This window comes from Nonomuraea sp. NPDC049784 (assembly GCF_040659615.1).
Lineage (GTDB): Bacteria > Actinomycetota > Actinomycetes > Streptosporangiales > Streptosporangiaceae > Nonomuraea.
The window spans coordinates 11,835-27,774 of record NZ_JBFAMX010000034.1; the positions used below are offsets into that span (position 1 = coordinate 11,835).

Consider the following 15,940-nt stretch of genomic DNA (forward strand, 5'->3'; position numbering starts at 1 on the left):
CGTGACGGGCCGGCTCAGCCGGTGTTCTGCAGGCCCGCCGCGACGCCGTTGACCGACAGCAGCAGGAGCGTGGACAGGCGCTCGCGCTCCTGCTCCGACGGGTTGCCGGTGCGCAACGCGCGCAGGGCCCGCAGCTGGAGGTGCGACAGCGCGTCCACGTACGGGTCGCGGAGCTGGACGGCGCGCGAGAGCACCTTGCGGTTCTCCAGCAGCCGCGTGTGGCCCGTGACCCGCAGCACCAGGTCGCGGGTCCTGTCGTACTCCTCCAGCACCTGCCGGCTGAAGTCGTCCCTGCCGCCGAGCGCCAGGTAGCGCTTGGCGATCGAGCGGTCGGTCTTGGCCAGCGACATCTCCGCGTTGTCGAGCATCGCGTTGAACAGCGGCCACTCCGCGTACGCCGCCCGCAGCTCGTCGAGGGAGCCGACCGAGGCCAGGCCGGTGCCCAGGCCGTACCAGCCGGGCAGGTTGACCCGCGTCTGCGCCCACGCGAACACCCACGGGATCGCCCGCAGGTCGTCGAGGGAGCGCGGCGCGCCGAGGCCGCGGCGCGCGGGGCGCGAGCCCAGGCGGAGCGTGCCGATCTCCTCCAGCGGGCTGACGAGCCCGAACCACTCGGGGAAGCCCGGCGCCTCGGTCAGCGCGCGGTACGCCTCCTCCGACGCCGTGGCCACCTGCCCGGCCAGCCCGCGGAAGCGCTCGGCGGCGGCCGCCGTACGGTCGCTGACGGTGGGCGAGGAGGCCAGCAGCACGGCGTTGGCCACCTGCTCCATGTGGCGGCGGGCGATCGCGATGTGGCCGTAGCGGGCGAAGATGACCTCGCCCTGCTCGGTGACCTTGAACCGGCCCGCGACCGAGCCGGGCGCCTGAGCCAGCACCGCGCGGTTGGCCGGGCCGCCGCCGCGCCCGAGCGCGCCGCCGCGGCCGTGGAACATGCGCAACTTCACGTCGTGCTTGGCCGCCCAGGCGGTCAGCTCCTCCTGCGCCTCGTAGAGCCGGAGCGTGGCGGCGGCGGGGCCGAGCTCCTTGGCCGAGTCGGAGTAGCCCAGCATGATCTCCATGCGCCGGCCGGTGGTCGCCAGCCGCTCCTGCACCTCGGGAATGTCGAGCATGCCGGTCAGCACGAGCGGCGAATTGGCGAGGTCCTGGCCCGACTCGAACAGCGGCACCACGTCGAGGACGGGAGCCCGCTCACCGAGCGCGTGCCTGGCCAGCTCGTAGACGGCCGCGACGTCGTCGGCCGAGCGGGTGAACGAGACCACGTACCGGGAGCAGGCCGTGACGCCGAACCGCTCCTGGATCCAGGCGATCACCCGGATCGTGGCCAGCACCTCCTCGGTCCGCTCCGACAGCTCGCCGCCGGCCCGCAGCTCTTCCAGGGCCGCCGCGTGCACCTGGGAGTGCTGGCGCACCTCCAGCTCGGCCAGGTGGAAGCCGAACGTCTCGACCTGCCAGATGAGGTGCTGCAACTCGCCGTACGCCTGCCGCGGCGCCGAGTCGGCCAGCGACTCCTGCACCAGGCGGAGGTCGGCCAGCAGCTCGGCGGGCGAGCGGTAGGCGAGGTCGAGGTCACGGCGGTGGGTGGCGGCGATGCGCGCCGCCACGAACAGCAGCCACTGCCGGTGCGGCTCGCGCGGCGAGCGGGTGGCCAGCTCGGAGACCACGTCGGGGTAGGCGTCCACGGCCGCGGCCAGCCCCGACTTCAGCCCGGGCGAGGGCGGGGCGAGCTGGACGGAGGCGGTCAGCGTGCGGGCGATGCGCGTGCAGGCCGTCTCGAGAGCCGACAGCACGTGCTCCGACTGGATCTGGATGGTCTCGCGGGTGACCCTGGCCGTGACGTTGGGGTTGCCGTCACGGTCGCCGCCGATCCAGCTGCCGTACCGGATGAACGGCCTGGCCTGCGGCGGGCGGGTGCCGGTGTGCTCGTCGAGCGCCGCGTCCAGCGAGCGGTAGACCTGGGGCACCATGCGGAACAACGTCTCGTCGAAGGCCGCCATGGCAGTGCGCACCTCGTCGAGCGGGTCGAGCTTGGTCGAGCGCAGCTGGGCCGTACGCCACAGGACGTCGATCTCCTCCAGCAGGCGGCGCTTGCTCTCTGCGCGCTCGGAGGCGCCGCGGCCCGGCGCGTTGTACTCGGTGAGCTGGCCGCTGATGCGCTGGATGGCGGTGACGACCGCGCGCCTGCGCGCCTCGGTGGGGTGCGCGGTGAGCACCGGGTGCAGCTCCAGGCCCTCCAGCAGCTCGGCCACGCGTTCGTGGCCCAGCTGCTGGACGGCCTGGGCCAGCGACTCGCGCTGGACCCTGCCCTCGGCGTCGCGCTCACGCAACGTGCGGATGCGGTAGTGCTCCTCGGCCAGGTTGGCCAAGTGGAAGTAGCAGGTGAACGCGCGGGCGACGGCCACCGCCCGCTCGATCTCCCATCCTTCGACCATGGCGGTGATCTCGTCGGCGGAGACCTCGCCCCTGCGTGCTGCTATGACGGCCTTGCGCAACCGTTCGACGTCTGACAGCAGGTCTTCGCCGCCCTGTTCGGCGAGCACCTGGCCGAGCAGTTTGCCGAGCAGGCGCACATCGTGGCGCAGCTCGTCCGGCATCTCGGTAACGGCGGCGCTGCGACGCTCGAACCCCTGGTCAATCATATTTTGAAGGGTATCGAGTCGTTCGGGGAAGCCGTAGACCGGTCTCGCCCATTGGACTAGACCACTGCTCACGAGCCCTTTGACACGGCTCCGACCAGGTCCGGCAGCCGGGCGTGACCGATCTTGGCGGCCAACCGCCGGCCGAGCATCTCGGCCAGCAACCCGTAGAACGGCGCCAGCGCGCACACCCACAGCCAGCCGAGCACCAGCGGCACCACGAACGGCAGCGACAGCAGCGCGATGCCGAGCATCGCCCCCATGGCCGAGGCGAACGCCTGCCCGCCCTGCCCGGGCGCGGCGCTGCTGAAGGCGTTCATCCGCTCGGGCACGGTGTACGGAACCACCACGCTGGTCACCGAGCCGACACCGAGCCCGACCCCGAGCGCGCCCCACCCGGCCAGCACCGCGGGAAGAATCGTGCCGGGATGGCCGGTGAACAGGCCGGTGGCGACGGCGATCACGGCGAGCAGCGGCATGGCGATCAGCGCGTTGGCCAGATGGCGCCCGGCCAGGTCGGTGGCCAGGCCGCGCTCGGAGCCGAAGGCCACGGCGTTCATCCACAACGAGCGCCCGTCGATGCCGAACGCGTTGCCCGACTGCAGCGCGATCATCAGGGCGCCGACGGAGGTCAGCACGATCGGCAGCCCCTCCCCGGCGTCCGCGTTCCTGGTCAGCGAGAACGTCAGCACGGCGGTGACGACGACCGAGCTGAACCAGCCGACGCGGAACCTGGGCTCGCGCCTGATGTACTTCAGCTCCTTCGTCACCACGGCCGCCAGCGGTCCGTCCGGCAGGAACCTGTCGACCAGCCCGCTCTCCTTGCGTACGGAGGCGGCCTGGGTGGAGACGTCCGGCGTGACAAGGGCCCTGCTCAGCGACTTGATCCACAACCAGCCGAGCACCACCACGATCACGGCGACGAGCGCCAGCTCGGCCAGCCCGACCAGGCCGCCGTCCGCCATCGCGTGCGCGGCCATGCCCGGCGGGGTCCACCTGAGCACGCCCGCCAGCCGGCCGATCATGGCCGCCGGGTCGCCGAGGCCGCGGTTCATCACGAGGTTGGGCAGCTGCGCGAGCACCACCACCAGCAGCGCGGCCACGGCCAGCACGTCGCGGCCACGCCGGGTGCGCAGTGCGCTGGAGAGCGAGGTGGTGATCAGCCGCGACGTCACCACGCAGAGCGCGAACTGCAGCAGCACGGCCGGCACCCCGAGCAGCACGCCGCCCACGCCCGTCGCCAGGCCGACCAGCGCACCGGCCGTGACGACCAGCATCGCCGCCGGCCAGACGCCGGTCACGGACGCGGTGAACATGCCGATCGCCAGCTCGCGCGTGCGCAACGGGAGCAGCGACAACTTCGCCGGGTCGAGCGTGTCGTCCAGACCGAACGCGAGCAGCGGCACGGTCATCCAGCCGATGAGGAAGATCCCGAACGCGATGATCACCAGGTCGGCCGCCGTGTCGTGGGGCGCCAGCCGGAGCAGGCTCATCAGGAAGAAGCCCAGCACGGCCAGGCCGGTGGCGGCGATCAGGGTGAAGACGAAGCCGAGCTTGCGCTGGAGGTCCCCGCGCAGGTTTCCGGCCAGCAGCCGCAGCTTGAGCTGCGCGAAAAGAGCGACGGTGGTCACTGGTGTTCCCCGGGCCTGGCGCCGAGCCAGGTGAGGCCGGCTTCGCCGTTGTCGCGCGGGCCGCCGACCAGCTCCAGGAACGCCTGGTTGAGGCTGCGCCCGCCGCGCACGTCCGCCAGCGGCCCCTGAGCCACGATGTGGCCCGCGCTCATCACCGACACCCAGTCGCACAGCCGCTCGACCAGGTCCATCACGTGGCTGGAGAAGATCACTGTCGAGCCGGACGCGGTGAACCGCCGCAGCACGTCGGTGAGCGTGTTTGCGCTGACCGGGTCGACGCCCTCGAACGGCTCGTCGAGGAAGAGCACCGACGGATTGTGCAGCAGCGCGGCGGCCAGGCCGATCTTCTTCCGCATGCCGGTGGAGTAGTCGACGACCAGCTTGTCGGCCGCGCCGGCCAGGTCCATCACGGCAAGCAGCTCGTTCGCGCGCTGCTCGACGTCGGCCTTGGGGATGCCGCGCAGCCGGCCGTTGTAGAGGAGCAGCTCACGGCCCGACAACCGCTCGAACAGCCGCAGGCCCTCCGGCAGCACGCCGATGCGCGCCTTGACCTCCACGGGGTCGCGCCAGACGTGGAACCCGTCGATCTCGGCCGAGCCGCCGTCGGGACGGAGTAACCCTGTGATCATGCTCAGTGTGGTCGTCTTGCCCGCGCCGTTGGGTCCGACCAGCCCGGCGAAACTCCCCGCCGGGACCACCAGATCGACGCCCGCCACCGCGACCTGCGGCCCGTACCGCTTGAAGAGACCATGCGTGCGAACCGCATCCGTCATGGATCCACTCTAGGAGGAGGGACTAGCCTTGCGCGCATGAGCACTGCCGCGGAACCTCTACCAGAACGGCCGGATATCCACACCACTGCCGGAAAGATTGCTGACCTGGAGCGACGGCTCGACGAGGCTGTGCACGCCGGCTCCGCGGCCGCGGTGGAGAAGCAGCACGCCAAGGGCAAGATGACCGCCAGGGAGCGGGTGCTCGCGCTGCTGGACGAGGGCTCGTTCGTGGAGTTCGACGAGTTCGCCAGGCACCGGTCCACGATGTTCGGGCTGGAGAAGCGGCGGCCGTACGGCGACGGCGTCATCACCGGGCACGGCACGATCGACGGCCGGCAGGTGTGCGTGTTCTCGCAGGACGTGACGGTGTTCGGCGGCTCGCTCGGCGAGGTGTACGGCGAGAAGATCGTCAAGGTGCTCGACCTGGCGATCAAGACCGGGTGCCCGATCATCGGCATCAACGAGGGCGGCGGCGCGCGCATCCAGGAAGGCGTGGTCGCGCTCGGCCTCTACGCGGAGATCTTCAAGCGCAACGTGCACGCGTCCGGCGTGATCCCGCAGATCTCCCTCATCATGGGCGCCGCGGCCGGCGGGCACGTCTACTCCCCCGCACTGACCGACTTCGTCGTGATGGTGGACCAGACGTCCCATATGTTCATCACGGGGCCCGACGTGATCAAGACGGTGACGGGCGAGGAGGTCACGTTCGAGGAGCTCGGCGGGGCACACGCGCACAACACGAAGTCGGGCGTGGCCCACTACCAGGCCGCCGACGAGAACGACGCGCTGGAGTACGTGAAGGCGCTGCTGTCGTACCTGCCCTCGAACAACCTGGACGAGGCCCCGATCTTCGAGGCCGCCGCCGACCTGGAGCTCGACCCCGAGCTCGACGAGGTGATCCCCGACTCGTCGAACCAGCCGTACGACATGCACCAGGTGATCGAGCACGTGCTGGACGACGGGGAGTTCCTGGAGGTCCACGCGCTGTTCGCGCCGAACATCGTGGTCGGGTACGGCCGCGTGGACGGCCAGTCGGTCGGGGTCGTGGCCAACCAGCCCATGCATTTCGCGGGATGTCTGGATATCCACGCATCGGAGAAGGCAGCCAGATTTATTCGAACATGTGATGCTTTTAATATTCCGATACTGACTTTTGTTGATGTACCGGGATTCCTTCCCGGGACCGATCAGGAATGGAACGGAATCATCCGCCGGGGCGCCAAGCTCCTCTACGCCTACGCCGAGGCCACCGTGCCGCTCATCACGGTGATCACGCGCAAGGCGTACGGCGGCGCGTACGACGTCATGGGCTCCAAGCACCTCGGCGCGGACGTCAACCTGGCCTGGCCGACCGCCCAGATCGCGGTCATGGGAGCACAAGGCGCGGTCAACATCCTCTACCGGCGCGAGCTGGCCGCCTCCGACGACCCCGAGGCCGAGCGCGCGCGGCTCGTCACCGAGTACGAGGACACGCTGGCGAACCCGTATATCGCGGCGGAGCGCGGCTACGTGGACGCGGTGATACGGCCATCCGAAACCCGGCCCCAGGTCGTCAGGGCGCTGCGGGCGCTCAGGAACAAGCGGGCGACGCTCCCGCCGAAGAAGCATGGGAACATCCCGCTATGACGGCAGATCTGCGAATTGTCCGGGGCGACGCCACGCCCGAGGAGATCGCGGCGTTGGTGGCAGTACTCGCGGCACGACAGAGCCCACAGGCCGAACCGGAGAAGTCTCCAGTACCGCGTCGCCAAACATGGCGAAACCCGGCCAGAGGTATGCGTAAGCCTGTCGTCCCAGGGAAGTCGGCTTGGCGGATGAGCGCACTACCCTAGATAGATCCTGGGAATCGGGTGTCAAGGACCCCGGGAGTTGGGACTATCTAGAGAAAGTAGGCGTATATAGTCGGCCGATCAACTAACACCGCGGCCTGGAGGACGACATGGCCATCCCAGACCTCATGCCGCATCCTGTGGCAGCCAAGTACGCCGTCCTAGTGGATGTCGGTTATCTGTACGCGGCGGCGGGTGAAGTGCTGCTCGGTGCGAAGGAACGCAAGGAATATCGGGTGGCCGCCGATGAGCTCATCCAGAGTCTACAGAAACATGCAGAGGAACGTATTTCCGGCGAACTTCTGCGGATCTATTGGTATGACGCAGCCCGCGATCGCGTGCCCACCGTCGACCAGCGAGTCATCGCCCAACTGCCCTGGGTCAAGGTGCGACTTGGCAACCTGAACGCCCGTGGCCAGCAGAAAGGCGTGGACGCGCAGATCAGGAGTGATCTGGAGGCACTGGCGAGACATCATGCGGTCACCGACACGATCCTGCTGGCGGGCGATGAGGACATGGTTCCGGCGGTAGAGGCGGCGCAGGCGTACGGGGTGCGCATCCACTTGTGGGGCGTCGAGCCGCCTTACGGCACCAACCAGGCCGAGCGCCTGGTGTGGGAGTCCGACACCGTAGAAGTGATCTCCGCTGATTTCCTGAGGTCCTTTTTCAGCCGTGCTCCACAGCCCGTCCCGGTCACCCCACCCGTCGCCGCTCCCTCGCCCGCGCAGGTCTTCGCCGGGCGCACGCCCGTCAAGCCGCACGCCAAACCCGGTCAGGTGGCCAAGCTCGGGCCGAGCCGCCCCCGCGTGGAGGACGTGGGCGAGCACGTGGCACAGAAGTGGATTCTCACCCGTGGCCGCGACAACATCCGCGACCTGCTGCCCGGGCCGATCCTGCCGACCGTGATCGACACCGAGCTGCTGATCGAGGCGGAGAAGGAGCTCGGCCACTCGCTGCGACCGTACCCGGAGGCCCGGGTGTGGCTGCGTGACGGCTTCTGGGCGAGGGTCTACCGGGAGTTCGACCTGGGAGTGGGGGTCTCGTCCAAGTAGGGGGTTCTCGAGAAGGGCCTCGGCTATCGCCGTACGGGCGTACATGACGTATCGCCCCGTACGGTGGGCCGAGCACAGTCCGGCCTTGCCTAGCGCCGTCAGGTGCTGGTTCGCGCCCGGCTCCGTCGCAACCCCTGAGCAGCGACGTCCGATTCCCGCCAGTCACTGCCTCCGACCTGCTGACCAGCCATTTGACGCTGACGTCCGATTTCCGCCAGTCAGTGCCCCCGGGAACCGCATACTGTCGGAGGCATGTCACCACTAGAGCTCGACTTCGACTCCTGCTACCGGGCCGTCTCAGCCAGGGACGCCCGGTTCGACGGGCGCTTCTACACGGCGGTGACGACAACACGCATCTACTGCCGTCCGATCTGCCCGGCCCGCACGCCCTCGTCCCGCAACGTGCGCTTCTACCGGCACGCGGCGTCGGCCGAGGCCGCCGGGTTCCGGCCGTGCAAGCGTTGCCGTCCCGAGCTCTCACCCGGCGATCCCGGCTGGGACCTTCGGGGCGACCTCGTCGGCCGGGCTCTGCGGCTGATCGACGACGGCGCGGCCGACGACGACGGCGTCGTGGGGCTGGCCAAGCGGCTCCACATCACGGAGCGGCACCTGCACCGGCTGTTCGTGGCCGAGCTGGGCGTCGGGCCGCTGGCGGTCGCGCGGACGAAGCGGCTGCTGCTGGCCAAGCAGCTGCTGACGGAGACGGGACTGCCGGTCACGGAGGTGGCGTTCGCGTCGGGGTTCGGGAGCGTGCGGCAGTTCAACGCGACGATGCGGGAGACGTACGGCTTCACGCCCAGCGAGCTGCGTGCCACGGCCGGCCCCCGGGTGTCCGACGCGACGCTCAGGCTCCGGCTGCACCGGCGGGAGCCGTACGACGTGGACGGGGTCTTCGCGTTCCTCGCCGCTCGCGCCATTCCCGGACTGGAGGAGGCGACGCGTACGTCATACGCACGAGCCGTACCAGGTGGGACGATCACGCTCACACCCCGGCGAGACCACATAGCCCTGGACGTGGCGGTGGAGGACACGCGGCAGCTCGCCCGCATCGTGGCGCGCTGCCGTCGCCTCCTCGACCTCGACGCCGAGCCCGGCGCCATCGCGGAGATCCTCGGCCAGACCTCGCTCGGCCCCTTGGTGGCGGCCCGTCCCGGCCTGCGGGTGCCGGGGGCGTTCGACGGCTTCGAGCTGGCGGTACGCGCGGTCGTGGGCCAGCAGATCTCGGTGGCCGGCGCCCGTACCCTCCTCGGCCGCATCGTCGCCAAGGCCCCCGGCCCCCTCTTCCCCACCCCCGACGAACTCCTGGACACCGACCTCACGGGCCTGGGCCTGACGACCCGCAGGATCGCCACCCTCAAGTACCTGGCCGACCACCTGGCCGATGGCCGCATCGACCTGGACGGCGGCCAGGACCCGGCCGAGGCGGTGGCGGCCCTGCTCGAAGTCCCCGGCATCGGCCCGTGGACGGCCAGCTACATCGCGCTGCGGGCGCTCCGCGACCCGGACGCGTGGCCCGCGGGCGACCTCGTGCTCAAGAAGCGCATGGCCTGCTTGGGCATTCCCGACGACCACATCGAGCGGTGGCGGCCCTGGCGGGCCTACGCCGCCCTGCACCTTTGGAGCTCATCATGATCGCTGCCCAGCTCGTACCGACCCCCATGGGGCCGCTGTCCCTGCTGTCTCGCGAGGGGGTCCTGGTGGCGGCCGGCTTCACCGCCGATCCCAAGGAGATGTTCGTACGCCTCACGCCCACCCTGCAGTCGGAGGGTCTGGAGGTCGTGGACGACCTCGGGGACGCCGCATCGGCGGCCCGGGCGTACCTGGCCGGAGACCTGGACGCCCTGGACGCCATCCCGGTCTCCCAGCCCGGCACGCCCACCCGCAAGCGCCTCCACCAGGCACTGCGCGAGGTCAAGGCCGGGACCACCGTCTCGTACGCGGAACTGGCCGAACGCGCCGGACTCCCGCGGACTGCCGCCCGGGCGGCCGGTTCGGCCTGCGCGCAGAACCTGATCGCGCCCTTTGTGCCGTGCCATCGGGTGTTGCCCAGCGGCGGCGGTTACGGCGGCTACTACTACGGCGTGCCGGTCAAGGAGTGGCTGATCGCCCACGAATCAGGCGCACTCTAGGCGGCGGGCACGAGGCGGCGGGCCTGGACGCCCGCCGCACCCGCCACCGCCAGCCCCACCAAGCCCAGCAGGGCGGCGGACCAGGCCGGGGCCGTGTAGCCGAGGCCGGCGTCGATGGTGAGGCCCGCCGCGAAGGAGCCGATGGCGTTGCCCAGGTTGAAGGCGCCGATGTTGGCCGCCGAGGCGAGGGTCGGCGCACCGGCGGCGGCGTCCAGGACGCGGGTCTGCAGGGGCGGGACCGTGGCGAAGGCGGCCACGCCGAACAGCATGATGATGATCACGAAGGCCACCTGGCTGCTCGACACCAGGGCGACCGCCGCCGCCAGCAAGGTGAGGAGGGCGACCGAGCCGTAGATGCTGGGCATGACGGCCCGGTCCGCCAGCTTGCCGCCGACCAGGTTGCCCACCACCAGGCCGACCCCGAACAGGGCCATGACCACGGGCACGGCTCCAGGCGAGAAGCCGCCCACGCCGGTCATGATGGGCGAGATGAACGTGATGACGGCGAAGACCGGGGCGAAGCCGAAGACGGTCATCGCAAGGGCCAGCCAGACGCCGGGCTTGCGGAACGTCGACAGCTCCCGCAGGACGCTGCCGGACGGGCGCGGCCGGCGAGGGACGAGAGCCAGGACGCCGGCGAGGCCGGCCACGCCGATGGCCACCACGACCCAGAACGTGGCCCGCCAGCCGAACGCCTGACCGATCCACGTCCCCAGGGGCACGCCCACGACGTTCGCGAGCGTGAGGCCGGTGAACATCAAGGCGATGGCGCTGGCCCGCTTCTGCGGCGCCACCAGGTCGGCGGCCACCACTGAGCCGACCCCGAAGTACGCGCCGTGCGCGAAGGCCGACAGGAAACGCCCGGCCATCAGCACCGCGTAAGAGGGCGCCAGCGCCGACAACAGGTTCCCCAGGATGAACAGCACCATCAGCGACAGCAGCATGGTCTTGCGCGGCAACCGCCCGCCGAGCATGGTCAGTGGCGGCCCGCCGACCGCCACGCCCAGGGCGTATCCGGACACGAGCAACCCGGCGGCCGGGATCGTCACGCCGAAGTCGGCCGCCACGTTGGGCAGCAGCCCGTTGATGATGAACTCCGTGGTCCCGATGCCGAAGGCGCTGATCGCGAGGGCGAACAGGGCGAGAGGCATAGACTACTCCTCAGACGACGTTAGTAAGCGTACGCATTATTTGCACGCGCCGACTAACTGACCATACAAGCATGACGAGGAGGCTGTCACATGCCCCTAGCCGATGACGCCGTGGAGGCGCGTGCCCAGGGCTGGCGCACCCTCGCGGCGTTGCACGCGAAAATCGAGGACAGGCTGGAGAAGGAGCTCCAGAAGGAGCACGAGCTCAGTGTGAGCGAATACACCGTGCTGGACGCGCTAGCCAGGCAGGACGGCTGGCACATGCGCATGCAGCAGCTCGCCAGGGCCGTCGTGCTGAGCCAGAGCGCCACGACGCGGCTGGTCACCAGGCTGGAGAACCGCGACCTGCTCAGACGCTACCTGTGCGAGGACGACAGGCGCGGGATCTACTCGGAGGTCACGCAGGCCGGGTTCGAGCTGCTCGGCCGGGCACGTCCCACGCATGACGCCGTGCTGAAGGAGGTGCTGGACGAGGCGGCCGAGCTGCCCGAGCTGGCCCCGCTGGTCGCGGTGGTCAGGGCTTGACGTTGCTCTGAATCTCGCCGACCGGCACGTCCCGGGTGGCGCCGACCTCCACGGGCGCGAACTGGAACGGCACCACGTTATCGGTCACCTGGACCGGCCAGACGGTGGTGACTGTGAGCGTGTACTTCTCGCGCGGCTGGTCGATCGACGAGCGCAGGTAACGCACGCCGCACGAGAACTCCGCGCCCTTGGCGTACGGCTTCCCGGCCGTCCCGCAGCCGTCCTCGCGCACCTCGGCCCGGTCCTTGGTCGTGCCCGAGTCGATCTTGATGTCCTGCAGCGTGGCCACCACGGTCGCGCTCATGACGCCGGGGATCGTCGCGGTCACCGACCGGCGCGGCTCCCCGATGCCCTCCAGCCACACCCAGGTGGGGAGGTTGACGTAGCTCTTGGCGTCGGGGTTCAGCTTGACCGTCGGCTCGGGCACGGTCAGCGCGGCCCTGGCGATCTCGGCCAGCTCCTGGATGGTGATACCGGCCGGCGGCGTGGTGCCGGGTGGCACGAAGACGAACGGGTCGAGATCGGCGAAGCACGCCTCGCCCTTCGGGTCGGAGGCGTTGTACGCAGGCCCCCACCAGCGCCCGTCCTTGCCGACCTTGTCCTTGAACTGCTTGAGGAACTGCTGGAACTTCTCATTGGTCGGATTCTTGGTGAACCTGAAAAAGTAGTCCCGCAGTCCCTCCTGCGTCTTGAGCATCTCACTGGCGTCCAGGCCCGGCTCGTACCAGCATGGGCGTTTGAGCACGTAGCCGTCGGCCTTGCCACCCCTGGCGCCGTTGCCCGAGATGACGATCTTGGAGTTGAACAGGTCGAGGCCGACCGTACTGCCTTCCTTGAAGGCCCTGCCATCCGGCTGGTCATCCACGTAGCTTCCCAGCATCGTCAGGGCCGCGACGGCCAGCGGGATCAGGCGATTCATCGGGTGCACCCTTTCATGTCGTAGCGGAGTCCCCTGATCCGCCACACGCCGTCATCGCCGCGGTGGGCGAGCGCGGCCTGGAGGTATGGCGTGCGCACCCAGTCGGGCTGGGGCACGACCGCCTTGCCGGTGCGTGTGGAGATCACGCGCGTCTTCGACTCGTCCACACACGCGTTGATCTGCGCGCCTTTGCCGACGACCGCGGCGACGCGCAGGTCGTAGAGCCGAGCAGCGCCTTTCACCGTCTTCTCCTGTTCGGTGTATCTGTGCACCCAGTCGTACGTGTCGCGGGCCGCCGTGAGTTCGAAATCCAGATCCTGTAGGTATCGATCGCTTCCGGAGACGAGCGCCTTCCTGGAGGCCAGGTAGTAGTCGGTGATGACCTTGAGGAGGGGGTCACGGTCGGCGGGCCAGTCGATGTTCACCTGAAGCCTGCCGCCGATCGTGATCGTTTCAGGCCCGGACGCGGTGGGCTGGGGCCTGGTCTCGCTCTTCGGGGGTGCGCTGGAAGCGGGCCCCTGGGGCGCGTACGGGCGTTCGGCCTGGCCGCAGCCCGCCATGACGATCAACAAGAGCACCAGGACTCGTCTCATGCCGATGACTCCCTCACCACATGGATGCGCCACGTGGGCAGCAGTTCCTCGATCAACGCCTCGGTCTCGGGGGCCATCCCGCCGCCGTACGGGTGCGATGCCGCCCTGCGGGTCAGCCCCTCGACGACGGCGCGCAGACGTACCGAGTCCTCGGTCGCGTGCGTGGCCCGCAGCAGGTCGCGCCAGAGGCCCTCGTCGTCGGCCGCCAGCAGCAGCGCCGCGCGTACGGCCGCCACCGCGGCGTCCGGCTGGCCGTGCGCGAGCCTGAGCTCGCAGAGCTGGTGTGCCGTGTCGGCCACCTCGGCGGCCACGTCGTACTCCAGGTCCTCGGCCGCCAGCCAGGCGTATCTCCCCGGCTGGCGGCCGGTCAGCAGGGGGCCCCTGACCAGGCCGAGCGCCTTTTCCAGCAGGACGGCCCTGGCCGTCGGGTCGCCGTGGGAGCGGCGTACGAGCTCGCGGAACAGCGCCCAGTCCGTACGCACCTCGGGCCCCAGCCTGAGCCGGCCGGCCTCGTCGGCGAGCAGGTGGTCGGGCCCCAGCCATTCGGCGACCCTGGCGATCGTGGCGTCCCTGACCATGGGCTGCACGCCGCGCGGCCACAGCACCCCGCCGAGCACCGAGGGATGCACGCCGCCGGGATGGGTGGCCAGGTAGACCAGCAGCTCGGTGGCCAGCGCCATCCGGCCTTCCTCCAGCGGCCGCAGGCCCGTGACCTCGATGGGGCCGAGGATCCTGACCTCGACGGCGGGCAGGTGGAGCCCTTCCAGCGGCTCGGCCTCGGGGACGGGCTCGCCGTCGACCCGGTCGGCCGTGCGGAAGAGGTCGACCAACGCCTGGTAGTGGCGGCGCGGCAGGAGCTGGGCCTGCACGTCGAAGCCCAGCTCGGTGATCCTGGCCCGGCCGTCGTCGCCGATCTCCAGCGTCCAGGTGGCGTGCGGCACGTCGCCCGCCAGGACGTACCCGGCGGTGTCCCTGCGGGCCAGCAGCGCGAGGCGCCTGGCCTCCTCGTGCGTGGGCGCCACCGCGGACAGCAGGTAGTGGGCGTCGCGCGGGCTGCCGGTGATGCGCCCGGTCAGCACCTCCCTGCGCGGGGCCGCGCTCGCCTCCAGCTCGGGCAGCACCTCGGCCAGGCCGCCGACGGACCTGATCCGGTCGGGCGCGATGGCGGTCAGCTCCTCGCCGAAGCCGACGAGGGTGATGCGCATGCGGTCGGACCAGCGGTTCGTGGCCAGCTCGACGGCGAGCGCGGCCAGCGCGGCCGTGGTCTGCGGGCCGCGCACGTTGATCAGGCCCTGCGCGGCCTCCAGGTCGATCAGCACGCGCCCGCCAGCGTCCGTGCCGATGGAGACCAGCCCCGGGTACGGCGCCCCTCCTGGCTGGTCCTCCAGGAGCCGGCCCTCATGGGCGGGCAGCCGCCAGATCTGGCCGCCGTCCTGGGCCGTCCACGGCGCGGGCGCGTCGCTGTCCGGCGGATGGATCCACAGGTCGAGCGTGCGTGCCGACAGATGCGCCCCGTACACGGTGGGCGGGGTGCGGTTCTGGGCGGCCAGCTCGGCGCCGAGGAGCCGGAGACCGATGTCCAGGATGCGGGCGCCCGGCGCGTCGCCACCCAGCCTGAGCGCGACCTCGGCCTGGGCGGCGTCGTCGCGCGGGCGTACGATCCTGCGGCCGAACATCCTGCGCCACAGCTGCTCGCGCCGCCGCCTGGCCAGCACCAGCAGCAGGCCGGCGGCGGCCAGCGAGGCCGTGGCGAGATAGTCGGTGAAGTCGGCCTGGCTCTCCTGGATGATGGGCTGCTGTTCGGCCCGCTGCTCCGGCTGGCGGTGTTTGGCCTCGGCCTTATTCTCGGCCCTTTTCTCGACCCTTTTCTCGACATGGTCGGTCTTCGAGCCGTGCTCAAGGTTCCGGTCCACGTGTGCTCTGCCGGGATGCTCGCGCAGCGTCTCCTCGCGGGGCTGGTCGGCGGGGACGATGTGAGCGTTTCTGGCGTCGTCCGGCATGTCGAGCACCCAGCCGGGCCTGATCAGGTCGGCCATGCGCAGCCGGCTGCCGTCCGGCTGCTCCTTCGCCTGGTTGAGCCGGTAGATCTCGGGATATCGGCGGCCGTCTCCCAGGCACTTCTCGGCGATCTCCCACAGGCTCTCGTGGTGCCGGCCGTGCGGGGGCTGCACCACGTACACCTTCTTGGTCTTGTGCGTCTCGAGCGCCTTCTCGACGATCGGCGCCGAGTACGCGACCGCCGTCACGGGCGGCGCGGCCGGGGTCGGCGTCAGCTTCACCAGCGGCGCGATCATCGCCCCCGTCGTGAACAGCAGCAGCACGGCGCTGACGAGCTTGTTGGCCAGCGCCTGCGTCCCGCCCGAGAGCGGCACACGCGCGGGCATGCCGACCCTGCGGACCCCTGCGTACACCTCGACCAGCACGCACACGAAGAGCTGGAACCAGGCCAGCCACACCAGCAGCACCAGCACGGCCACGATCGTGCTCGGGCCGACGCGGCTGGTGAGAAGGTCGAGATCGAGCAGCTCGGGCGCGATCGGCGGGCCGACGAAGGTGAGCAGCGCGTACGGCACGCCGCCCACGAGCGCGACCAGCACGATCAGCGACGCGATCCCGGCGAGCACGTCACCGGCGCTGCGCCTGGCCTTGACGCGCACGGGCGTGTGACGTCCGTGCGGACGCGCTGGCTCTCGCGTCGCCATTGT

At 70.4% G+C, this 15,940-nt stretch carries 13 protein-coding genes; 6 read left to right on the forward strand and 7 right to left on the reverse strand.

The annotated features are described in order from the left end of the window. Positions 1 to 14: 14 nt before the first annotated feature. From AB0J09_RS11190 to AB0J09_RS11200, 3 genes are all read right to left on the reverse strand, one after another. The gene (locus tag AB0J09_RS11190) at positions 15 to 2,636 is read right to left on the reverse strand and encodes a phosphoenolpyruvate carboxylase (protein ID WP_360688731.1); all 2,622 of its coding nucleotides are present in this window, start codon (positions 2,634 to 2,636) and stop codon (positions 15 to 17) included. Positions 2,637 to 2,704: 68 nt separating this feature from the next. Further along, on the reverse strand, positions 2,705 to 4,264 hold the full coding sequence (locus AB0J09_RS11195) for a hypothetical protein (protein ID WP_360688734.1): 1,560 nt from the start codon (positions 4,262 to 4,264) through the stop codon (positions 2,705 to 2,707). Continuing rightward, positions 4,261 to 5,037, reverse strand: coding sequence for an ABC transporter ATP-binding protein (locus AB0J09_RS11200; protein ID WP_360688737.1), 777 nt, complete (start codon positions 5,035 to 5,037; stop codon positions 4,261 to 4,263). Before AB0J09_RS11200 ends, AB0J09_RS11195 begins: the two co-directional genes overlap by 4 nt. Before the next feature lie 36 nt (positions 5,038 to 5,073). Here AB0J09_RS11200 and AB0J09_RS11205 point away from each other — a divergent pair, with 36 nt between their 5' ends. The 5 genes from AB0J09_RS11205 (at position 5,074) to AB0J09_RS11225 (ending at position 10,047) form a co-directional block, all read left to right on the forward strand. Further along, positions 5,074 to 6,663, forward strand: coding sequence for an acyl-CoA carboxylase subunit beta (locus tag AB0J09_RS11205; protein WP_360688740.1), 1,590 nt, complete (start codon positions 5,074 to 5,076; stop codon positions 6,661 to 6,663). After that, on the forward strand, positions 6,660 to 6,869 hold the full coding sequence (locus AB0J09_RS11210; RefSeq protein WP_360688743.1) for an acyl-CoA carboxylase subunit epsilon: 210 nt from the start codon (positions 6,660 to 6,662) through the stop codon (positions 6,867 to 6,869). Before AB0J09_RS11205 ends, AB0J09_RS11210 begins: the two co-directional genes overlap by 4 nt. A gap of 107 nt (positions 6,870 to 6,976) precedes the next feature. Further along, positions 6,977 to 7,918 carry an NYN domain-containing protein gene (locus AB0J09_RS11215; RefSeq protein ID WP_360688745.1) on the forward strand — a complete coding sequence of 314 codons (942 nt, stop codon included), beginning with the start codon at positions 6,977 to 6,979 and terminating at the stop codon, positions 7,916 to 7,918. A 252-nt stretch (positions 7,919 to 8,170) separates the two neighbouring features. Beyond that, positions 8,171 to 9,550, forward strand: coding sequence for an AlkA N-terminal domain-containing protein (locus AB0J09_RS11220; RefSeq protein ID WP_360688747.1), 1,380 nt, complete (start codon positions 8,171 to 8,173; stop codon positions 9,548 to 9,550). Beyond that, positions 9,547 to 10,047 (forward strand): methylated-DNA--[protein]-cysteine S-methyltransferase, encoded by a 501-nt coding sequence (locus AB0J09_RS11225; RefSeq protein ID WP_360688749.1) that lies wholly within the window; start codon positions 9,547 to 9,549, stop codon positions 10,045 to 10,047. Before AB0J09_RS11220 ends, AB0J09_RS11225 begins: the two co-directional genes overlap by 4 nt. Here the strand turns inward: AB0J09_RS11225 and AB0J09_RS11230 are convergent. After that, positions 10,044 to 11,198, reverse strand: coding sequence for an MFS transporter (locus AB0J09_RS11230; RefSeq protein WP_360688751.1), 1,155 nt, complete (start codon positions 11,196 to 11,198; stop codon positions 10,044 to 10,046). The genes AB0J09_RS11225 and AB0J09_RS11230 overlap by 4 nt on opposite strands. Positions 11,199 to 11,288: 90 nt before the next feature. On the opposite strand from AB0J09_RS11230, the gene AB0J09_RS11235 reads away from it, so the two are divergent. Continuing rightward, positions 11,289 to 11,723 carry a MarR family transcriptional regulator gene (locus AB0J09_RS11235; protein WP_360688753.1) on the forward strand — a complete coding sequence of 145 codons (435 nt, stop codon included), beginning with the start codon at positions 11,289 to 11,291 and terminating at the stop codon, positions 11,721 to 11,723. Here AB0J09_RS11235 and AB0J09_RS11240 read toward each other — a convergent pair. The 3 genes from AB0J09_RS11240 to AB0J09_RS11250 are packed head-to-tail and all read right to left on the reverse strand — an operon-like array spanning position 11,713 to position 15,937. Next, positions 11,713 to 12,642 (reverse strand): hypothetical protein, encoded by a 930-nt coding sequence (locus AB0J09_RS11240; protein WP_360688755.1) that lies wholly within the window; start codon positions 12,640 to 12,642, stop codon positions 11,713 to 11,715. The two genes, AB0J09_RS11235 and AB0J09_RS11240, sit on opposite strands and share 11 nt — an antisense overlap. Further along, positions 12,639 to 13,235 (reverse strand): hypothetical protein, encoded by a 597-nt coding sequence (locus AB0J09_RS11245; protein WP_360688757.1) that lies wholly within the window; start codon positions 13,233 to 13,235, stop codon positions 12,639 to 12,641. Before AB0J09_RS11245 ends, AB0J09_RS11240 begins: the two co-directional genes overlap by 4 nt. Further along, positions 13,232 to 15,937, reverse strand: a complete 2,706-nt coding sequence (locus AB0J09_RS11250) for a BTAD domain-containing putative transcriptional regulator (RefSeq protein ID WP_360688759.1) — start codon at positions 15,935 to 15,937, stop codon at positions 13,232 to 13,234. Before AB0J09_RS11250 ends, AB0J09_RS11245 begins: the two co-directional genes overlap by 4 nt. Positions 15,938 to 15,940 lie beyond the last annotated feature (3 nt).

Coding starts and splice junctions, on each gene's coding strand:
- AB0J09_RS11190 (WP_360688731.1), bottom strand. CDS start 2,636: ATGATTGACCAGGGGTTCGAGCGTCGCAGCGCCGCCGTTACCGAGATG.
- AB0J09_RS11200 (WP_360688737.1), bottom strand. CDS start 5,037: ATGACGGATGCGGTTCGCACGCATGGTCTCTTCAAGCGGTACGGGCCG.
- AB0J09_RS11205 (WP_360688740.1), top strand. CDS start 5,074: ATGAGCACTGCCGCGGAACCTCTACCAGAACGGCCGGATATCCACACC.
- AB0J09_RS11210 (WP_360688743.1), top strand. CDS start 6,660: ATGACGGCAGATCTGCGAATTGTCCGGGGCGACGCCACGCCCGAGGAG.
- AB0J09_RS11215 (WP_360688745.1), top strand. CDS start 6,977: ATGGCCATCCCAGACCTCATGCCGCATCCTGTGGCAGCCAAGTACGCC.
- AB0J09_RS11220 (WP_360688747.1), top strand. CDS start 8,171: ATGTCACCACTAGAGCTCGACTTCGACTCCTGCTACCGGGCCGTCTCA.
- AB0J09_RS11225 (WP_360688749.1), top strand. CDS start 9,547: ATGATCGCTGCCCAGCTCGTACCGACCCCCATGGGGCCGCTGTCCCTG.
- AB0J09_RS11230 (WP_360688751.1), bottom strand. CDS start 11,198: ATGCCTCTCGCCCTGTTCGCCCTCGCGATCAGCGCCTTCGGCATCGGG.
- AB0J09_RS11235 (WP_360688753.1), top strand. CDS start 11,289: ATGCCCCTAGCCGATGACGCCGTGGAGGCGCGTGCCCAGGGCTGGCGC.
- AB0J09_RS11240 (WP_360688755.1), bottom strand. CDS start 12,642: ATGAATCGCCTGATCCCGCTGGCCGTCGCGGCCCTGACGATGCTGGGA.
- AB0J09_RS11245 (WP_360688757.1), bottom strand. CDS start 13,235: ATGAGACGAGTCCTGGTGCTCTTGTTGATCGTCATGGCGGGCTGCGGC.
- AB0J09_RS11250 (WP_360688759.1), bottom strand. CDS start 15,937: ATGGCGACGCGAGAGCCAGCGCGTCCGCACGGACGTCACACGCCCGTG.